Genomic DNA, 17,698 nt, shown 5'->3' with positions numbered 1-17,698 from the left:
AGGGATAGCGGACATCGGGAGGAACTATCGCAGGCCCCGGTCTCGTAACAGAAAGCGCCCTCCCGGACCCGTTCCCGCAACCGAATCCGGACAACCGCGCCGGAGAACCGGCGGCGGCGTCCGGCACGGCGTTCGGCACAGTGTCCGGCACGCGGGACGGATGGTGAGAGGTGCGCGCGGTGCGGATACGGTGTAAAGACCATGGACGACGCCTCGCGGACCGCATCCGCCGCACCGGTCACGCCCGCCGCCCCCGTTCCGGCGGAGGACGTGCCGACCCTGCTGGTCAAGATCTTCGGCAAGGACCGCCCCGGCACCACGGCGGGCCTCTTCGACACGCTCGCCGCGTACGGCGTGGACGTGGTGGACATCGAGCAGGTGGTGACCCGCGGCCGCATGATGCTGTGCGCGCTGGTGACCACCCCCGCGCCCGGCACGGGCAGCGAGGGCGACCTGCGGGCCACCGTGCACAGCTGGGCGGAGAGCCTGGGCATGGAGGCCGAGATCATCTCCGGCATCGGGGACAACAGGCCGCGCCGCGAAGGGCGTTCGCACGTCACGGTGCTCGGGCGGCCGCTCACCGCGGAAACCACGGCGGCCATAACAGCCGTCATCACCGGCGCCGGCGGAAACATCGACCGAATCTTCCGGCTGGGGAAATACCCGGTGACGGCGGTGGAATTCGCCGTGTCGGGCGCCGAACCGGTCGCGCTGCGCTCCGCGCTCGCGGTGGCCGGCGCCGCGCGCGGGGTGGACGTCGCGGTGGTGCCGTCCGGGTTGCAGCGCAGGGCGCAGCGGCTGGTGGTCATGGATGTCGACTCCACCGTGATCCAGGACGAGGTCATCGAGCTGTTCGCCGCGCACGCCGGGTGCGAGGCGCAGGTCGCCGAGGTCACGGCCGCCGCGATGCGCGGTGAGCTGGACTTCGAGCAGTCGCTGCACGCCCGGGTCGCGCTGCTGGCGGGGCTGGACGTGTCGGTGGTGGACAAGGTGCGGTCCGAGGTGCGGCTGACGCCGGGCGCGCGGACCCTGATCCGTACGCTCAAGCGGCTCGGCTACCAGGTCGGTGTGGTCTCCGGGGGCTTCACGCAGGTCACCGACGACCTCCGGGAGCGGCTCGGGCTGGACTTCGCCGCGGCGAACACCCTGGAGGTGGCCGACGGCCGGCTCACCGGGCGGGTGACCGGGCCGATCGTCGACCGCGCGGGCAAGGCGCGGCTGCTGCGCAGCTTCGCCGAGCAGGCCGGGGTGCCGCTGAGCCAGACGGTCGCGATCGGCGACGGCGCCAACGACCTGGACATGCTCAACGCGGCCGGTCTCGGCGTGGCCTTCAACGCCAAGCCGGTCGTCCGGGAGGCCGCCGACACCTCCGTCAACGTGCCCTTCCTGGACACCGTGCTCTTCCTGCTGGGCATCACCCGCGAGGAGATCGAGGCCGCCGACGCGCTGGACGGCGTACCCACCGACTGACCCGCTACGCTCTCGGCGACGAGGGGGTGGGGCATGCGGAGTCAGGCGGTTCTCGGCGGGCTCGCGGCGGTGGCACTGGCCGCCGCCCTGACCGCGTGCGGCGGGGGCGGCGGGAAGAAGGCCGACCCGGCGCCGCCCCCCGACCGGGGCCCGGTGTGCTCCGGCACCGCCCCGGCGGACGGCCTGCACGTGCTGCGCGGCGGCTCGGTCCCGCTGCCGGACGGCAGCGGCCTCTTCGTGGCATTCCCCGGGAGCCCCGCCGGGACGACCGCTGACGGCACCACCCGCACCGCCACCCTCACCGTCGCGGAGCCCCCGGTGGGGCCCACCCAGCAGACCGTGAAGGTCCGGCCCGGCGGCGAGGTGACCCTGCGGGGCCACGCCTACACCGTCGCGCAGATCTGCACCTACCGCGTCGTCCTGCTGCCCCGCGCGGCCGCGGACCGGACCGCGGCCGCGGCGAAGCCCGCCGCCCTGACCTCGGTGGCCGCGGGCAAGGACCAGACGGCCCTGCGCGCCCTGTGCTTCTCCACCGACCCCGCCGCCCGCGCCGCGCGCACCGCGGACCTCCCGGCGCCCGGCCGCCCGCTGGTGCTCGGGGTGCACCGGCCGCACGACACCGCGGCCGGGCTGATGGCCGTCGCGACGTACGCCGACCCGGCGGGCGGGACCGCCGGGCTGGACGTCTACTGCGCGGGCACGACGGTGGCGAAGTACCTCGCCCTGCGCGCGGGCGACACCGTGGAGATCGGCGGCGTACTGCTGAGCGTGGGGCCGCTCACCTCGGGCACGGCCGTCACGCTCACCGCGCGGGAGGCATGAGAACCGGCCGGTAGCAGGAACCGGACGGTGCCCGCTAGGCTCCCGGGCGGGCCGTGACGCGCTGACGGCCCGTCGACATCGCCGCGGGGGAGGCTGGCCATGGGCTACGGGGACGACGATCCGGTCGTGCTGAGGCAGCGGGCGACCGCGCTGCGCGACCACGCCCGGCAGGCCCGCGCCCTGGCGAAGTCGCTGAGCGGCTATCTGGACGGCGCGGTGGCCAAGGCCCGGCCGAGGCCCGGCAGTTCCGTGGCAGGCGGCGCTCCGGCCGCCGGCGCCATGTGGACCGGCCCGTACGCCGACCGGAGTACGACGACGCTGGCGCAGCGGCAGAGCTCGCTGCACTCCATGGCCACCTCGCTGACGGCGGACGCCGCCCGGTGGGAGTCGGCGGCGACCGACCTGGAGGCGCAGGCGAAGAGCAAGTCCGCCGCGGGCACACCGGCGAGCGGCCCCAAGTGACGGACTTCCACGGCTTCGACCCCGATCAGCTCACCACCTTCGCGGGCACCCTCGACACGCTCGCCGGGCACGCGGCGGGCCTGCACCAGCAGCTCACCACCCTGCTCAACGGCGCCCAGCAGAATCTGCCGCCGGGCCAGAAGGCCTCCAACGACCCCGCCCTCCAGCAGCTCGTCACCGTCTTCCCGGGGGTCCTGTGGCCCCCGCTGCCGAACCAGACCGCCGCGCCCTCAGGCCCGAACGCCCCGCTCCCGGCGAAGCTCACGTCGGAACTCGGCACCATGCAGGGCGAGATCAAGCGCCGGATCGCCCAGCTCAAGGGCGTCCAGGTCTTCGAGGCGGCCGGCTACCCGGTGGACGCCGCGTCGGTCTTCCTCGACGAGAAGGCGCCCGACGGCAAGAAGGTCGACGCGGCGCTCAAGGCCCTCCAGGCCCTCCAGCACACCGACTTCGGCGTCAACGGCGACACCGACGACCTCGACAAGCTCGCCGCCACCCTCACCGGGCTGACGTCGGCGGAGCTGGACGCGGTGATCACCAAAGCCTCCCCCGCCGACCTCGCCCACTACAACGAGCTGATGAACGACCACGGGGATTCCGGCTGGAACCCCTTCGACTCCAACGGCGTGGACGCGGACGTACGCGACGCCACCCTGGACACCCTGCTGTCCCGGCTGGGCCCGGAGAACTTCGACAAGTTCCTCGCCGCTTTCCCCGGCCTCCAGCCGGACTTCACCGGCACCGGCGCGTACAAGGACGGCGAGAACACCCAGAACGGCGTCAACGCCTCCGGCCTGCACTGGGGCGTGCCCACCGACCCGCTCATCGCCGACGGGGTGTCGGTCGACGACATCCACCAGCGGGGCCTGGGCGACTGCTGGTACTTCTCCTCGCTGTGCTCGGTCGCGCAGCGCGACCCGAAGTTCCTCCAGGACGGCATCAAGCAGAACCCCAACGGCACGGTGAGCGTGCGGGTCTGGGACCAGCGGGGTAACTTCCGCTGGGTGACGGTGACGCCGGACCTGCTGGTGGACGGGGACGGCTACCCGGTGTCCGCGACCGGCAGCGGCGACACCTGGCCGGGCTACTACGAGAAGGCCTTCGCGATCGCCTTCGGCGGCGACAAGGGCTACGGCGGCATCGAGAACAACAACCCCGGCAAGTCGGTGCCCTACCTCACCGGGCACTCCGGCAGCGACATCAAGACCGGCGGCTTCCTGGGCATCGGCAAGCACGAGGACAAGAGCATCGCCGACCTGAAGAAGATCTTCGACTCGGGCAAGGCCATCACGGTCCTCACCCCGGACGGCGACGAGGACAACCCTCCCGCGGACCTTCCGGACGGCTACCACACCGACCACGCCTACTACGTGCGCCGCTTCACCAGCGACGGGAAGATCGTGCTGGGCAACCCCTGGGGCAGCCCGTCGCCGGAGGTCGTCGTCTCGCAGGAGCAGTTCGACAAATACTTCGTCGATCCGCAGGAGTTCGAGATCCCGTGAGCGATCAGCCGCGCCGCGAGCCCTCCACACCGCCCGAGGGCAGCTACCCGCCGGACCGCTGGTCGGTGCGCTGGCACGTGCCGTACTTCGTGCGGCACCGGGGCCGGATCCACCTCGTCGTGGCCCGTACGTCCGCCGGTGCCGCCGCCGCGCCGGCCGGCGGCCTGCGGGTCTACCGCGAGGGCGAGACCGTGTCGGACCACCCGGGGCTGGTGGCCGGCAGCACCGTCGACCTGCTCGGCAAGCGCTGGCGCGTCGCGCACGTCGAGCACCGCGTCCACATCGTGCTGGACCGCGTGAGCACGGAGGGTGACGCCGGGCCCAGGGCCTAGGTCCGGGCTTCAGGCCTCGTGCGGGGCCCAGAAGGCGGCGAGGCGGGCGACGCCGTGCTCGACGTCCTTCCACCGGCCGGTGAAGGTCAGGACGGCGAAGGCGGCGGTGGGGAACCCGCCCTGCTTGACGCGGGCCAGGGCCGCGCTGTCGGCGCTGCCGGTGAGGGCCTCGGTCAGCGTGTGCATGCCCGGGTTGTGGGCGACGACCAGGAGCGAGCCGATGTCGTCCGGCGTCTCGTTCAGCAGCGCGAGCAGATCGCCGAGGCTCGCCTCGTACAGCCGCTCCTCGTAGACCGTGCGGGGGCGGTGCGGCATCTCGTGGGCGGCGAGCTTCCACGTCTCGCGGGTGCGGGCGGCGGTGGAGCACAGGACGAGGTCGGGGGCGATGCCGTCGTCGGCGAGGCGGCGTCCGGCGGCGGGGGCGTCCAGCCGGCCGCGTTCGGCCAGCGGCCGCTCGTGGTCGGGGACGTTCGGCCAGTCGGCCTTCGCGTGCCGGAGCAGGACCAGGGTGCGGGGTGAATCGGCGGTCATGCCCTTCAGCTTTCCAGAAAACCCGCAGTCAGGCGCGGGATGGGCGCGATCGGCGGCGCGGCCGCCCGGCAGGCGCGGCGGCGGGCGCGGACCGGGGGCGGGCGGTCACGTCAGGTGGCCGAGGAGCCCGGACACGGCGCTCGCGGCGTGCGAGAACACGTCACCGGCCGGGGCGGCGGCCGCGGTGTCGGCGCGGGCGCCGGTGATCAGCAGGAGCAGCACCGCGAAGGCGACCGCGGGGAGCGCGACCGCCCACCACGGCAGCCGGGTCTGCACCGCGCCGGGCGCGCGGCGGCCCGCGGTGCGGGGCGCGGCCGGGGTCTGCCGGGCGTAGAGGTGGGGGGACTGCGTGGTCACGGTGACCGCCTCCGTGGTGTGCCGTCGGGCTGCCGGGGTGTGCCGGCCGGCGCGGGCCGGCCTGACAACCACGACGCTACGGTCACGCGCCCCCGGTACCCATCCGGCCGTCCACCCATGTGCCCCTGAGCCTGACCCCCCATGGATGGTGGGGTTGTCCCCACCTCCGACTCAGGGTCGGCTCAGGGTTGCTGACGGGAGGTCGGCCGCGGGGCCGGCGCACGGCGCCGTTCACCACGGGAGGAGGAGGCCGGTCATCCCATCCGTGCGGCGATGATCGCGACGACGGCGACGAGCGCGGGCACCCCCATCATGAGTCCGAACAGGGTCAGCAGCCGGCGCTGCGGCTGCGGGGGATTCGGTTCGAGTACGGGCATGCGACCAGTCTGGCACCGGAGTCTGTGCGGGCCGGAAGCGGGGTCGCAGAGAGGGTCACAGTTCGTCCTCGATGTGCCGGTTGCGCCCGGCCAGCACGCCGCAGACGGCCTGCGGCACCGCGAGGACGAGCATCATCGCGAGCGGCAGCCCCCAGCCGCCCGAGGCCTGGTTGAGCGCGCCCACCAGGATCGGGCCGGGGATCGACAGCAGGTAGCCGGTGCTCTGCGCGAAGGCCGACAGCCGTACGACGCCGGCGCCGCTGCGCGCGCGCATCCCGATCATGGTCAGCACGAGCGGGAACGCGCAGTTCGCGACGCCCAGCAGCAGCGCCCACGCCCAGGGCGCGGCGGCGGGCGCGGCCCACAGACCCGCGTAGCCCGCGACCTGGAAGGCGACGAGGACGAGCACGATCGGCCCCTGCGAGCGCATCCGGGCGGCGAGCGGCGGCAGCACGAAGGACAGCGGGACGCCCAGCACCATCGTGAGCGCGAGCAGGAGCCCCGCCTGGCCGGCGGAGATGCCGGAGTCCCGGAAGATCTGCGGCATCCAGCCCATCGTGACGTACGCGGAGGTGCCCTGGAGGCCGAAGAACGCGGCCATCGTCCAGGCCGTGCGGCTGCGGGTGATCCGGCCCTGCTCCCCCGCGGCGGCCGACCGCGCCGGGGCCTTCCCTGTGGTGGCGGCCTGCTGCGGGACCGCGGACCGGTCGCGCACCAGCGGCAGCCACACCACGACGGCGACGGCGGCGAGCGCGGCCCACACGCCCAGGCCCAGCCGCCAGCCGTGGCCCATGGCGTCGGTGAGCGGCACGGACAGGGCGGCGGCCAGCGCGGTGCCGAGCGAGAGGGCCATCGAGTACAGGCCGGTGACCGGGCCGACCCGGTCGGGGAAGTAGCGCTTGACGATGACGGGCATCAGCACGTTGGCCACCGCGATGCCCGCGAGCGCGAGGGCGCTCGCGGCGAGGAAGGGCACGGTGCTGCCCGCGAAGGGGCGCAGCAGCAGGCCCGCGGTGATCGCGACCATGCCGGCGAAGACGACCGCGCCGGGCCCGCGCCGGCGGGCCAGCCGGGGCGCGGCGAAGCCGAAGAGCGCGAAGCACGCGGCGGGCACGGAGGTGAGCAGGCCCGCCATGGCGCCGCTCATGCCGAGGCCGGAGCGGACCTCCTTCATGAGCGGGCCGAGGCTGGTGACGGCGGGCCGCAGGTTCACCGCGGCGAGCAGCAGCCCGGCGACGGCGAGCCGCCGTATCCAGACGGCGGGGGCGGTGCCGGCCCCGGCCCCCGGCCCGGCGGGAGCGGCGCCGTTGCCGCGGACGGGCCCGTCCGCGGGCCCCCCGGCCCCCGGCTCCGTGGAGGCGCTGCCGGCGGCGGGCGCCGCGGTGGCCACAGCGGCGCCCCCGCGGGCGGCGCGGGGCAGCGCCCCCGTCCCGGACCCGGCGGCCGATCCGGCGTGGTCCCGGGCTGCGCCGGGGTCCGCGGCAGCCGCCGGGCGGGCGGCGCCGGGCGCCTGTCCGGGCTGTGCGGCGGGGTCGTCGGAGGCGGTGCGGGGGCGGGGTTCGTCGTCACGCATGAGTCCATCATAGAATGATGGGATGAATCTCGGACCCGTGCCCCGACCCGCCACGCTCGCCGACCAGGTCATCGCCCGGCTGCGCGCCGAGATCACCTCGGGCGCGTGGCCGGTGGGCAGCCGTATCCCCACCGAGCCCGAGCTGGTCGAGCGGCTGGGGGTGGCGCGCAACACCGTCCGGGAGGCGGTGCGGGCGCTCGCGCACAACGGCCTGCTCGACATCCGGCAGGGCTCCGGCACGTACGTGGTGGCGACCAGCGAGCTGGCCGGGGTGATGCAGCGGCGCTTCGCGGACGCCGAGCCGCTGCACATCGCCGAGCTGCGCCGGGCGCTGGAGGCGTCGGCGGCGTCGCTGGCCGCCGAGCGGCGCGACGAGGCGGACCTGCGGCAGCTCGACACGCTGCTGGAGCGGCGCGAGCGGGCCTGGGACTCCGGCGACAAGGAGGCCTTCGTGGCGGCGGACGCGACGCTGCACCTGGCGGTGGTCGCCAGCTCGCACAACGAGGTGCTGACCGCCCTCTACGCCGACCTCGGCGAGGTGCTGCGGGACTTCCTGCGCGCGGACGTCGGCCCCCGGCTGCGCCCCGAGGACCACCTCGACCACGCGCGGCTGGTCGCCGCGATCCGGGCCGGCGACAGCGAGCAAGCCGCGTCCGAGGCCCGCGCCCACGCCTTCCACTGCCGCTTCCGCACCACGGCGGCGGGCACCGCGGCGGGCTGACGAGCCGCCACCGCACGACGCCGGCCCGGCAACCCCGGCCCCAGACCCGGACCCGGCGTGCCGCGGCTGCACGCAGCAAGTTGACGCGCCTCCCTGCGGAAGCCGACGCGCCCCGCGGCGCCGAGTGCACGGCCCGGGCGGCGGAGCCGGACCGGCACACGCGGGGCGCCCTGCACGCGGGGCGCCCTTCCCAAGACGGCGACGGCGGGGCGGGGCCCACACCGGCACGTGCGCGGGGCGCCCAGGCGATGCGCTCGCGTTCGGCGACGACCGGCACACGCGCACGCGCGGAGCGCCCACGAAGTGGGACGGCACCATGTACTCCGGCAGCCCGGCACACGCGCACGCGCGGAGCGCCCTCGCACCACGGCAGCCGCCGCAGGCGGGCAAGTCCCGGCGCAGCCGATGCGGCCCGGGGGCCGGGCCCGCCCGGCGGGGCGCCCCCGTACGGGAACGCCCCGCGGCGAGCGTTATGCGCCGATGGCGTGCAGGCCGCCGTCGACGTGGACGATCTCGCCGGTCGTCTTGGGGAACCAGTCCGACAGCAGGGCGACCACACCGCGCCCGGCGGGCTCGGGGTCGGACATGTCCCAGGCCAGCGGGGAGCGGTGGTCCCAGACGCCGGCCAGCTCGGCGAAGCCGGGGATGGACTTCGCGGCCATGGAGCCGATCGGGCCGGCCGAGACCAGGTTGCAGCGGATGTTGCGCTTGCCCAGGTCGCGGGCCAGGTAGCGGGAGGTGGCCTCCAGCGCGGCCTTGGCCGGGCCCATCCAGTCGTACTGCGGCCAGGCGAACTTCGCGTCGAAGGTCAGGCCGACGACCGAGCCGCCCTCCTCCGGCATGAGCGGCAGGCAGGCCATGGTGAGCGACTTCAGCGAGAACGCCGAGACGTGCATGGCGGTCGCGACCGACTCGAAGGGGGTGTTGAGGAAGTTGCCGCCCAGCGCGTCCTGCGGGGCGAAGCCGATCGAGTGGACGACGCCGTCGAGGCCGCCCAGCTCCGCGCGGACCACGTCCTCCAGGCCCGCCAGGTGCTCGGCGTTCGTCACGTCCAGCTCCACGACCTTGGCCGGGCGCGGCAGCTTGCGGGCGATGCGCTCGGTGAGCGTGGGCCGGGGGAAGGCGGTCAGGATGAGTTCCGCGCCCTGCTCCTGCGCCAGCTTGGCGGTGTGGAAGGCGATGGAGGACTCCATCAGCACACCCGTGACGAGGATGCGCTTGCCGTCGAGGATTCCGCTCATGGTGGTCAGTGACCCATGCCCAATCCGCCGTCAACGGGGATGACGGCTCCAGTGATGTACGCGGCGTCGTCGGACGCCAGGAAACGCACCGCGGCGGCGATCTCCTCCGGCTGCGCGTAGCGCGCCAGCGGCACCTGGGCCATGATGTCCGCGCGCTGCTCGTCGGTGAGCGCCCGGGTCATGTCGGTGTCGACGAAGCCGGGTGCGACGACGTTGAAGGTGATGTTGCGCGAGCCCAGCTCGCGGGCCAGCGACCGGGCGAAGCCCACCAGGCCGGCCTTGGAGGCGGCGTAGTTGGCCTGCCCGGCCTGGCCGAGCAGGCCCACCACCGAGGAGATCAGCACGACCCGGCCCTTGCGGGCCCGCAGCATGCCGCGGTTGGCGCGCTTGACCACCCGGAAGGTGCCGGTCAGGTTGGTGTCCAGGACGGCGGTGAAGTCGTCCTCGGACATGCGCATCAGCAGCTGGTCGCGGGTGATGCCGGCGTTGGCCACCAGCACCTCGACGTTGCCGTGCGCGGCCTCGACCTCCTTGTAGGCCTGGTCGACCTGCTCGGCGTCGGTGATGTCGCAGCGCACCGCGAGCACCCCGAGCGCGACGAGGTCGGCCGGCGGTTCGCCGGAGCGGTAGGTGATGGCGACCTTGTCGCCCGCGTCGGCGAAAGCCCGGGCGATGGCCAGGCCGATGCCCCGGTTTCCTCCGGTGACGAGAACCGAGCGGCTCAACGGATCACTCCTCAGGTCGAGAATCTCCCTGAGAAGCTATCGGTCGCGGACCCGATCCGGGGAATCGGCCCCTGACAGGCTGCCCCGGCCGGCCCTGTGGGATTCCTACAGGGCCGGCCGGCGGCCGTCAGTCGCCGAGGCGGGCGGCGGCCCGGCGGCGGCTGTAGACCAGCAGCCCGACCGCGCCGCTCGCGGCGACCGCGCTGATCGACAGGGCGGCCTCCAGCGTGCTGGTGCTCTGGGCGGCGTTGCTGGTCGCGAGGGTGCCCGTGGTGGCGGTCACGGGCGCGTCGCCGCCGTGGCCGTGGTGGGCGACGGTGGACCGCGCGGCGCCCGCGGCGATCTGCGCGTCGGTCGGTGCCTGGGCGACGTCGGAGGTGGCCGCCTTCGCCGCGGCCGCGGTCTGTCCGAAGACGACATCGGCGCAGCCGTAGAAGGCCTCGGGGCTGTCGGTGCGCTGCCAGACCTGGTAGATCAGCTGCCGCCCGGTGCGGGCCGGGAGGTTCGCGGTGAAGGTGTAGTAGCCGGGCGCGGTGACCTCGGTGGTGTAGGTCGCGACGGGGGTGTCGTCGAGGTCGGACCACTTGAGCGGCTGGGTCGGGTCGTAGCCCTGCTTGGTGATGTAGAGCGTCATGACGCCGCGGTGCGGCGCGGTGACCCGGAAGCTGACGTCGGTCTGCCCGGCCTGCACCGGGGTGGCCGGCCAGTCGGTGCGGGCCCAGTCCAGCGCGCGGTACTTGTCGCGGTTGGCCGAGCACAGGTGGCCGTCGGGGATGATGCTGCGGCTCTGCCCGTCGGCGTTGGCGATGTTGACCTCGTTCCAGTCGTAGAGCGGCTGGGTGCCGCTGTCGGCGACGAGGTCCTTGCACACCTGGGACTTCGGGGTTTCCGGCCCCTCGGCGTAGCAGGCGGCGATCCGGCTGACGGGCGTGTTGAGCGCGCCGTGCGCGCTGGCGGTGCCGGGCGTGAGGGCGGCGACGGCGAGGGTCGCGGCGCCGGCGGCGGCCACGGCGGCGGCCTTGCGGCGTACGGACATGTGGGGGCTCCTTGTCGTGCGGCAGAGCTGCGGGGGGACACACGAGGGCGGCAGGTCGAAGCATAGGGATTGGTCTGGACCATGCCAAGGTCTGTGTCCGTCACGGCAGTTCGGCCGCACGGTCCGGGCCGCGCACACCGGGGAGGGTGCGCGCGCACCGGAGGGGCCGACGGCGCGTGACGCGCCCCGCCGGCCCGGGGGTCCCGGGTCAGATGCCGTGCCGGCTGCCGCCGCCGGCCGGGGCGGCGGTGGACGGCGCGGGCGGGGTGCTCTTGGTCGAGTACTGGTCCACCGTGACGGTCAGGGACTGGGCGATCTGCCGCAGATAGGTGAGCAGCCGCTCGGTCTCCTCCTGGGTGCCCTCGCCGCCCCCGTGCTCGCGCAGTTGCTGGAGGACCGCCTCGGCCTGCATACGGGCTGCCCGCAGCATGGTGCGGGCCTGCTCGCGGGCGGCGACGACGGTCTGCTCGGCCGACTGCTGGGCGCGGGCCTGCTGGAGGACCGCGTCCACGGTGGGCACCCCGGTGGGGCTGCTGCCGTCGCCGATGTTGTTGGCCCGGATCCAGTCGCGGTGGCGCTGCATGTCCGTGCGCAGCCGGTCGTTCTCCTCCATGACCGTGGTGAGTGTCGCGGCGGCGCGGCGCAGGGCGTCGTGCACCGCGTCCTCGCTGTAGCCGCGGCGGGTCAGCGGGGCGCGGGGGAAGGTCATCGACCGCAGTGCCTCGGGCGTCACCGGGCGGTCCGCCGGACGTGCTCCTGTCTCGTTCACGCGTCTCCGATCACCGAACGTCTTCGAAGTGCAGCAGGTCGTGAGGGACGCCTGCGTGTCCCAGATCGCGCACCGTCGCTGACACCATGGACGGCGAGCCGCACACGTAGAACGAGCGGCCGTGCCATGCGCCGGCCCGCAGGACGGGTTCGGCGATGCTGCGGTTCTCGAACGTGCCCGCGTCCAGGCCGACCAGCGGTGTTATCCGAAGCCAGGGGTTGGCCTGGGCGAGCTGCCGCAGCATCGGCAGGTCGTACAGGCCGTGGGCGTCGCGCGCCCCGAAGAAGAGGTCGACCCGGCGCGGCGGCCCGTGCCAGGCGATCTCCTCGATGAGGCCGCGCAGCGGGGCGAGGCCGGTGCCGCCGGCGACGAGGACCAGGTCGCGGCCCGCCGACCGGCGCAGCGTCAGCCGCTCGCCGACCGGGGCGCCCAGCTTCAGCACGTCGCCCTGCCGCAGCCGGTAGACCATGGCCGGGCTGACGAGGCCGCCGTCGATGGAGCGGACGTGCAGTTCGAGCAGGCCGTCGGCGCGCGCCGCGTTCGCCGGGGTGAAGGACCGCCAGGTGCTGGGCAGCATCGGCGTCTCGACCATGACGGACTGCCCGGCGGCGTACCGCATGGGCTGGTCGAGGCGCAGCGTGACGACCGCGAGGTCGAAGCCGCGCTGCTCGTGCCCGATGACCTCGCCGTTCCACCACGGCGGGTTGACGGCGCTGTCGCTCTCGGCGGCCTGGATCATGGCGCCGGCCACGACGGTGTACGCCTCGGTCCAGCCCTTCTCCAGCTCGGGGGTCCACGCCTCGCCGAGGAAGTAGCCCAGCGTCGCCAGCAGCGCCCGCCCGACCGCCTCGTAGTGCTCCGCCACGACCTGGAAGCGCCGGTGGTCGCGGCCGAGTTGCTGGAGGAAGGGGACCAGCGCGTCGGGATCGTCGACGTCGGACACGATCTGACCGAGGGCGTTGACCAGGCGGTCACGCTGCAGGCCCATGTTGACCGGGAACATCGGCCGGACTTCCGGCGCGATGAGGAACAGGTAGGAGTAGAAGTACCGGGGTACTTCGTCCCCTGACTTGCCGACCAGGGCGAAGGAATCTTTCAGCGCCTGGGAATCGCTCACGACCACCCTCCGGTGGCTGGTGTTTCGGGGGTTCTTGCAGACCGGCGGAGCCGGGCGGCGGCCCGCGGTGGAGCCGCCGTCGGCCGCGTCAGGCCGTGGCCGACGCTTCCTCGCTCGCGGAGATCATGGTGCTGCTGATGACGCCGTAGACGGCCACCCACGACTCCTCGATCTCGGGCGTCCACGCGTCGCCCGCGAAGTGCTGCAGGGTCGCGATCAGGCTGGCGCCGACGGCGGGGTAGTGCTCGGGCAGCGCGCCGTAGCCCGCGTGCCGGCGCCCCAGGTTCTGGAGCATGCCGACCAGGGTCTCGGTGTTGTCTATGTTGGTGACGAGGGCACCCAGCGCCGCCCACAGGCGGTCGCGCTGCTCGTCGATGTGCGGGGCGAAAAGCGGTCGCACCGCGGGGTTGTTGGCGAAAAGGTGCTCGTAGAAATACCCGGTCACCTGTGAACCGTGGGGCTCCACAACCTTGAAACTGCTGCGGATCAGGGAGAGGTCTGCGGTCATGGCGGCCGACTCTAGCCAGAGGCGCGGGAGTCGAACAAGTTTGGGACACCTGAACAACTGAACGACCAAACCTGCATCTTGACAGACCGTTGCCTCTCCGATATCGCCCACAATCCACGCATCCTTCTGGACAGCTCGCGCAAATGGGGTCGCCCGTGGCCGGTGCAATGCTGTGGCGGAGCCGGTGGGCGACGGGCCATGATTCACTGCGGACAGGCCGATGCGAAGGGAAGTCCGCCGTGCCCCAACAGTTGGACCGTGACGTCGATCCGGCATTCCTCGCGCTCCCGCTGCGCGCGCTGGCCGACGCGGCACTCGCCAGAGCCCGCGCGCTGGGCGCCGAGCATGCCGACTTCCGCCTGGAGCGGGTGCGCAGCGCGCACTGGCGGCTGCGCGACGCCCGCCCCGCGGGCAGCTCCGACAGCACCGACCTCGGCTACGCCGTACGCGTCGTGCACGGCGGGGCCTGGGGCTTCGCCTCCGGCGTGGACCTGACGATGGACGCGGCGGCGAAGGTCGCGAGCCAGGCCGTGGCGATGGCCAAGCTCAGCGCGCAGGTCATCGCCGCCGCCGGGTCCGACGAGCGCGTGGAGCTGGCCGACGAGCCGGTGCACGCCGACCGCACCTGGGTGTCGGCGTACCGGACGGACCCGTTCGAGGTGCCGGACGCCGACAAGACCGCCCTGCTGGCCGACTGGAGCGCCCGGCTGCTGGCCGCCGACGGGGTCAGCCATGTGGACGCGTCGCTGCTCGCGGTGCACGAGAACAAGTTCTACGCCGACACCGCCGGCACCACCACCACCCAGCAGCGGGTGCGGGTGCACCCGCAGCTGACCGCCGTGAGCGTCGACCCGGACACCGGCGACTTCGACTCGATGCGCACGCTCGCCCCGCCGGCCGGCCGGGGCTGGGAGTACCTGACCGGCGAGGGGTGGGACTGGGACGCCGAGCTGGCCGGGATCCCCGCGCTGCTGGCCGAGAAGATGCGGGCGCCCTCGGTCGAGGCCGGCGCGTACGACCTGGTCGTGGACCCGTCCAACCTGTGGCTGACGATCCACGAGTCGATCGGCCACGCCACCGAACTGGACCGCGCGCTCGGCTACGAGGCCGCCTACGCCGGCACCTCCTTCGCCACCTTCGACCAGCTCGGCTCGCTGAAGTACGGCTCGCCGCTCATGCACGTCACCGGCGACCGCACCGCCGAGCACGGCCTGGCCACGATCGGCTACGACGACGAGGGCGTGGCCGGCCAGTCCTGGGACCTGGTCAGGGACGGCGTCCTGGTCGGCTACCAGCTCGACCGCCGCATCGCCAGGCTCACCGGCTTCGACCGCTCCAACGGCTGCGCCTACGCCGACTCCCCCGGCCATGTGCCCGTCCAGCGGATGGCCAACGTCTCCCTCCAGCCGGCCCCCGACGGCCCCTCGACCGAGGACCTGATCGGCGGCGTCGAGCGCGGCATCTACGTGGTCGGCGACCGCTCGTGGTCGATCGACATGCAGCGCTACAACTTCCAGTTCACCGGTCAGCGGGCGTACGCGATCCGGAACGGCCGCCTCGACGGCCAGGTCAAGGACTTCGCCTACCAGGCCACGACCACCGAGTTCTGGGGGTCGATGGAGCGGGTCGGCGGACCCGAGACCTACGTCCTCGGAGGCGCCTTCAACTGCGGCAAGGCGCAGCCGGGGCAGGTCGCCGCGGTCAGCCACGGCTGCCCGTCGGCGCTCTTCACGGGCGTGAACATCCTCAACACGACGCAGGAGGCGGGCCGGTGACTTCCGGAGCGAGCAAGCCGCACGAGATCGTCGAGCGGGCGCTCGACCTGTCGGCGGCGGACGGGTGCGTGGTCATCGCCGAGGAGGAGTCGAGCGCCAACCTGCGCTGGGCGGGCAACGCGCTCACCACCAACGGCGTGACGCGGGGCCGCACCCTGACCGTCATCGCGACCGTGGACGGCGCGCAGGGCACCGCCTCCGGTGTGGTGTCGCGCTCCGCGGTGACGGCGGACGACCTGGAGGGGCTGGTACGGGCCGCGGAGGCCGCCGCCCGCCAGGCAGGGCCCGCGGAGGACGCGCAGCCGCTGGTGAGCGGGGTGCCGCAGGCGGCGGACTTCACCGCGCCGCCCGCCGAGACCGGCTCGGAGGTCTTCGCGGCCTTCGCGCCCGCGCTGGGCGAGGCCTTCGGGGCGGCGCGCGCGGGCGGGCGGCTGCTGTACGGCTTCGCCTACCACTCCATGACGTCGACGTACCTGGGCACCTCCACCGGGCTGCGGCTGCGCCACGACCAGCCGACCGGCACCCTGGAGGTCAACGCGAAGTCGCCGGACGCCGCGCGCTCGGCGTGGGCGGGCAGTGCGACGCGGGACTTCCGCGACGTCGACCCGCTGGCGATGGACGCCGAGCTCGCGCAGCGCCTGGCGTGGGCGGAGCGGCGGATCGAGCTGCCCGCCGGGCGCTACGAGACGCTGCTGCCGCCGTCGGCGGTCGCGGATCTGATGATCTACCAGCTGTGGTCGTCCGGCGCGCGGGACGCCGCCGAGGGCCGCACCGTCTTCAGCAAGGCGGGCGGCGGCACCCGGGTCGGCGAGCGGCTGTCGGCGCTGCCGCTGACGCTGCGCAGCGACCCGGGCGAGCCGGGCCTGGAGGCGGCGCCCTTCGTGGTGGCGCACTCCTCGGGCGACGACGCGTCGGTCTTCGACAACGGGCTGCCCGTCGCCCCGGTCGACTGGGTGCACGAGGGCACGCTGCGGCATCTGCCGACGACCCGGCACAGCGCGCAGCTGACCGGGCTGCCGGTGGCGGCGCCCGCGGACAACCTGGTCCTGGAGGGCGGCGGCAAGCAGTCGCTGGCCGAGATGGTCGCCGGGACGGAGCGCGGGCTGCTGCTGACGTGCCTGTGGTACATCCGCGAGGTCGACCCGGCCACGCTGCTGCTGACCGGGCTGACCAGGGACGGCGTCTATCTGGTGGAGGGCGGTGAGGTGTCCGGGGTGGTGAACAACTTCCGCTTCAACGAGTCGCCCGTCGACCTGCTGGGCCGCGCGTCCCAGGCGGGCCGCACCGAGCGGACGCTGCCGCGCGAATGGAGCGACTACTTCACCCGGGCCGCGGCGCCCGCGCTGCGGATCCCGGACTTCAACATGAGTTCGGTGAGCCAGGGGGTCTGAGCGGCCCCCCGGGGGGACAAGGGGAGATGGACGAGAAAAGGACGGTCAAGGCGTCGAAGTTCCTGGCGCGGGTGCTGCGGCACGAGCCGGAGCTGATCGGGGTGACGCTCGACGAGGGCGGCTGGGTGGACGTCGACGTGCTGCTCGCCGCCTGCGCGGCGCACGGCAGGCGGCTGAGCCGGGCCGAGCTGGAGCACGTGGTCGAGACCAACAACAAGAAGCGGTACGCGCTGTCCGAGGACGGCCGGCGGATCCGGGCGAGCCAGGGCCATTCGGTCGCCGTGGACCTGGGCCTGGCCCCCGCGGTGCCGCCGGACGTCCTCTTCCACGGCACGGCGACCGCGACGCTGCCGATCGTGCTGCGCGAGGGGCTGCGGCCGATGTCCCGGCAGGACGTCCACCTCTCGGCCGACCGGGAGACCGCCGTACGGGTGGGTGCCCGGCACGGCCGCCCCGCCGTGCTCGCGGTGGACGCCGCGGGACTGGCCGCCGCCGGGCACGTCTTCCGGCGCAGCGCCAACGGGGTGTGGCTGAGCGGCCCGGTGCCGCCGGAGCGGCTGCGGCTGCTGCCGTCCTGACGGTCGGCGTACGCGTACGGGCCCGGGCGCGTACGCCGTCGGAGGTACGGGGACGGGCCCACTCAGCGGGTCGGCCGGTCAGCGGGTCCGCCGGTCAGCGCGTCATCGTACGGCGGCGCCGCTGGTTCGCCTTGTGCGCCGCCCACACCGCGTCGCCGACCGCGACCAGCACGATCGCGCCGACGAGCTGGAGCACGTGCCGGGTCCAGTCGATGCCCTTGGTGTCGCGGACGCCCAGCCAGCCGGCCACGCCGTTGCCGAGCAGGCTGCCGCCCATACCGCAGAGCACGGTGAGCCACAGCGGCAGCACCTGCCGGCCCGGCAGGATCGCCTTGGCGATCAGGCCGAGCACGAGTCCGACGATGATCGCCCACAGCCAGCCCATGCCGCCGCCTCCTCGTTCGCCGGGCG

The 17,698-nt window shown here is 74.0% G+C and carries 20 protein-coding genes; 9 read left to right on the top strand and 11 right to left on the bottom strand.

What is annotated here, in order from left to right:
* Positions 1–201: 201 nt before the first annotated feature.
* The 5 genes from serB to ACH4SL_RS27690 all read left to right on the top strand — a co-directional run bounded on the left by serB (position 202) and on the right by ACH4SL_RS27690 (position 4,588).
* Complete coding sequence (gene serB, locus ACH4SL_RS27710) at positions 202–1,470, top strand: phosphoserine phosphatase SerB (RefSeq protein WP_398450282.1); 1,269 nt, start codon at positions 202–204, stop codon at positions 1,468–1,470.
* Between the two features lie 33 nt (positions 1,471–1,503).
* Positions 1,504–2,292, top strand: a complete 789-nt coding sequence (locus tag ACH4SL_RS27705) for a hypothetical protein (protein WP_398450280.1) — start codon at positions 1,504–1,506, stop codon at positions 2,290–2,292.
* Between the two features lie 99 nt (positions 2,293–2,391).
* Positions 2,392–2,754 carry a hypothetical protein gene (locus tag ACH4SL_RS27700; protein ID WP_398450278.1) on the top strand — a complete coding sequence of 121 codons (363 nt, stop codon included), beginning with the start codon at positions 2,392–2,394 and terminating at the stop codon, positions 2,752–2,754.
* Positions 2,751–4,256: a C2 family cysteine protease gene (locus ACH4SL_RS27695; protein ID WP_398450276.1), complete on the top strand. Its 1,506-nt coding sequence runs from the start codon at positions 2,751–2,753 to the stop codon at positions 4,254–4,256. The genes ACH4SL_RS27700 and ACH4SL_RS27695 overlap by 4 nt, the downstream gene beginning before the upstream one ends.
* A complete protein-coding gene (locus tag ACH4SL_RS27690) occupies positions 4,253–4,588 on the top strand; it encodes a hypothetical protein (RefSeq protein ID WP_398450274.1) in 336 nt (111 codons plus the stop codon). Before ACH4SL_RS27695 ends, ACH4SL_RS27690 begins: the two co-directional genes overlap by 4 nt.
* A 9-nt stretch (positions 4,589–4,597) precedes the next feature.
* Here ACH4SL_RS27690 and ACH4SL_RS27685 read toward each other — a convergent pair whose 3' ends face one another.
* From ACH4SL_RS27685 to ACH4SL_RS27670, 4 genes are all read right to left on the bottom strand, one after another.
* Positions 4,598–5,119 carry a SixA phosphatase family protein gene (locus ACH4SL_RS27685; RefSeq protein ID WP_398450272.1) on the bottom strand — a complete coding sequence of 174 codons (522 nt, stop codon included), beginning with the start codon at positions 5,117–5,119 and terminating at the stop codon, positions 4,598–4,600.
* A gap of 105 nt (positions 5,120–5,224) precedes the next feature.
* The gene (locus tag ACH4SL_RS27680) at positions 5,225–5,476 is read right to left on the bottom strand and encodes a hypothetical protein (protein WP_398450270.1); all 252 of its coding nucleotides are present in this window, start codon (positions 5,474–5,476) and stop codon (positions 5,225–5,227) included.
* A gap of 254 nt (positions 5,477–5,730) precedes the next feature.
* On the bottom strand, positions 5,731–5,853 hold the full coding sequence (locus ACH4SL_RS27675) for an SGM_5486 family transporter-associated protein (RefSeq protein ID WP_251490045.1): 123 nt from the start codon (positions 5,851–5,853) through the stop codon (positions 5,731–5,733).
* Positions 5,854–5,908: 55 nt separating this feature from the next.
* Complete coding sequence (locus tag ACH4SL_RS27670) at positions 5,909–7,426, bottom strand: CynX/NimT family MFS transporter (protein WP_398450268.1); 1,518 nt, start codon at positions 7,424–7,426, stop codon at positions 5,909–5,911.
* 22 nt (positions 7,427–7,448) lie between these two features.
* Here ACH4SL_RS27670 and ACH4SL_RS27665 point away from each other — a divergent pair, with 22 nt between their 5' ends.
* Positions 7,449–8,147: a FadR/GntR family transcriptional regulator gene (locus ACH4SL_RS27665; protein WP_398450266.1), complete on the top strand. Its 699-nt coding sequence runs from the start codon at positions 7,449–7,451 to the stop codon at positions 8,145–8,147.
* A gap of 470 nt (positions 8,148–8,617) precedes the next feature.
* Here the strand turns inward: ACH4SL_RS27665 and fabI are convergent, their stop codons facing one another.
* From fabI to ACH4SL_RS27635, 6 genes are all read right to left on the bottom strand, one after another.
* Positions 8,618–9,388: an enoyl-ACP reductase FabI gene (gene fabI, locus ACH4SL_RS27660; RefSeq protein ID WP_031523945.1), complete on the bottom strand. Its 771-nt coding sequence runs from the start codon at positions 9,386–9,388 to the stop codon at positions 8,618–8,620.
* A 5-nt stretch (positions 9,389–9,393) separates the two neighbouring features.
* A complete protein-coding gene (fabG, locus tag ACH4SL_RS27655) occupies positions 9,394–10,113 on the bottom strand; it encodes a 3-oxoacyl-[acyl-carrier-protein] reductase (RefSeq protein WP_398450263.1) in 720 nt (239 codons plus the stop codon).
* A gap of 127 nt (positions 10,114–10,240) precedes the next feature.
* Positions 10,241–11,149: a lytic polysaccharide monooxygenase gene (locus ACH4SL_RS27650; protein WP_398450261.1), complete on the bottom strand. Its 909-nt coding sequence runs from the start codon at positions 11,147–11,149 to the stop codon at positions 10,241–10,243.
* A 208-nt stretch (positions 11,150–11,357) separates the two neighbouring features.
* Positions 11,358–11,882 carry a DivIVA domain-containing protein gene (locus ACH4SL_RS27645; protein ID WP_398450259.1) on the bottom strand — a complete coding sequence of 175 codons (525 nt, stop codon included), beginning with the start codon at positions 11,880–11,882 and terminating at the stop codon, positions 11,358–11,360.
* A 46-nt stretch (positions 11,883–11,928) separates the two neighbouring features.
* Positions 11,929–13,035, bottom strand: a complete 1,107-nt coding sequence (locus ACH4SL_RS27640; RefSeq protein ID WP_398450257.1) for a globin domain-containing protein — start codon at positions 13,033–13,035, stop codon at positions 11,929–11,931.
* An 88-nt stretch (positions 13,036–13,123) separates the two neighbouring features.
* Positions 13,124–13,543: a globin domain-containing protein gene (locus ACH4SL_RS27635; protein ID WP_398450255.1), complete on the bottom strand. Its 420-nt coding sequence runs from the start codon at positions 13,541–13,543 to the stop codon at positions 13,124–13,126.
* Positions 13,544–13,794: 251 nt separating this feature from the next.
* Between ACH4SL_RS27635 and ACH4SL_RS27630 the strand changes: the two genes are divergently transcribed.
* The 3 genes from ACH4SL_RS27630 to ACH4SL_RS27620 are packed head-to-tail and all read left to right on the top strand — an operon-like array spanning position 13,795 to position 17,287.
* Positions 13,795–15,318, top strand: a complete 1,524-nt coding sequence (locus tag ACH4SL_RS27630) for a TldD/PmbA family protein (RefSeq protein ID WP_398450351.1) — start codon at positions 13,795–13,797, stop codon at positions 15,316–15,318.
* Positions 15,315–16,709: a metallopeptidase TldD-related protein gene (locus ACH4SL_RS27625; protein ID WP_398450253.1), complete on the top strand. Its 1,395-nt coding sequence runs from the start codon at positions 15,315–15,317 to the stop codon at positions 16,707–16,709. Before ACH4SL_RS27630 ends, ACH4SL_RS27625 begins: the two co-directional genes overlap by 4 nt.
* A 26-nt stretch (positions 16,710–16,735) precedes the next feature.
* Positions 16,736–17,287 carry an RNA 2'-phosphotransferase gene (locus tag ACH4SL_RS27620; protein WP_398450251.1) on the top strand — a complete coding sequence of 184 codons (552 nt, stop codon included), beginning with the start codon at positions 16,736–16,738 and terminating at the stop codon, positions 17,285–17,287.
* Between the two features lie 94 nt (positions 17,288–17,381).
* Here ACH4SL_RS27620 and ACH4SL_RS27615 read toward each other — a convergent pair whose 3' ends face one another.
* Positions 17,382–17,672 carry a GlsB/YeaQ/YmgE family stress response membrane protein gene (locus ACH4SL_RS27615; RefSeq protein ID WP_398450249.1) on the bottom strand — a complete coding sequence of 97 codons (291 nt, stop codon included), beginning with the start codon at positions 17,670–17,672 and terminating at the stop codon, positions 17,382–17,384.
* Positions 17,673–17,698: the final 26 nt, after the last annotated feature.

This window comes from Streptomyces sp. NPDC021020, assembly GCF_044333285.1.
Taxonomy (GTDB): Bacteria; Actinomycetota; Actinomycetes; order Streptomycetales; family Streptomycetaceae; genus Actinacidiphila.
The sequence above is the reverse complement of the archived record's forward strand: the minus strand, read 5'-3'. Positions and strand labels throughout refer to the sequence as shown.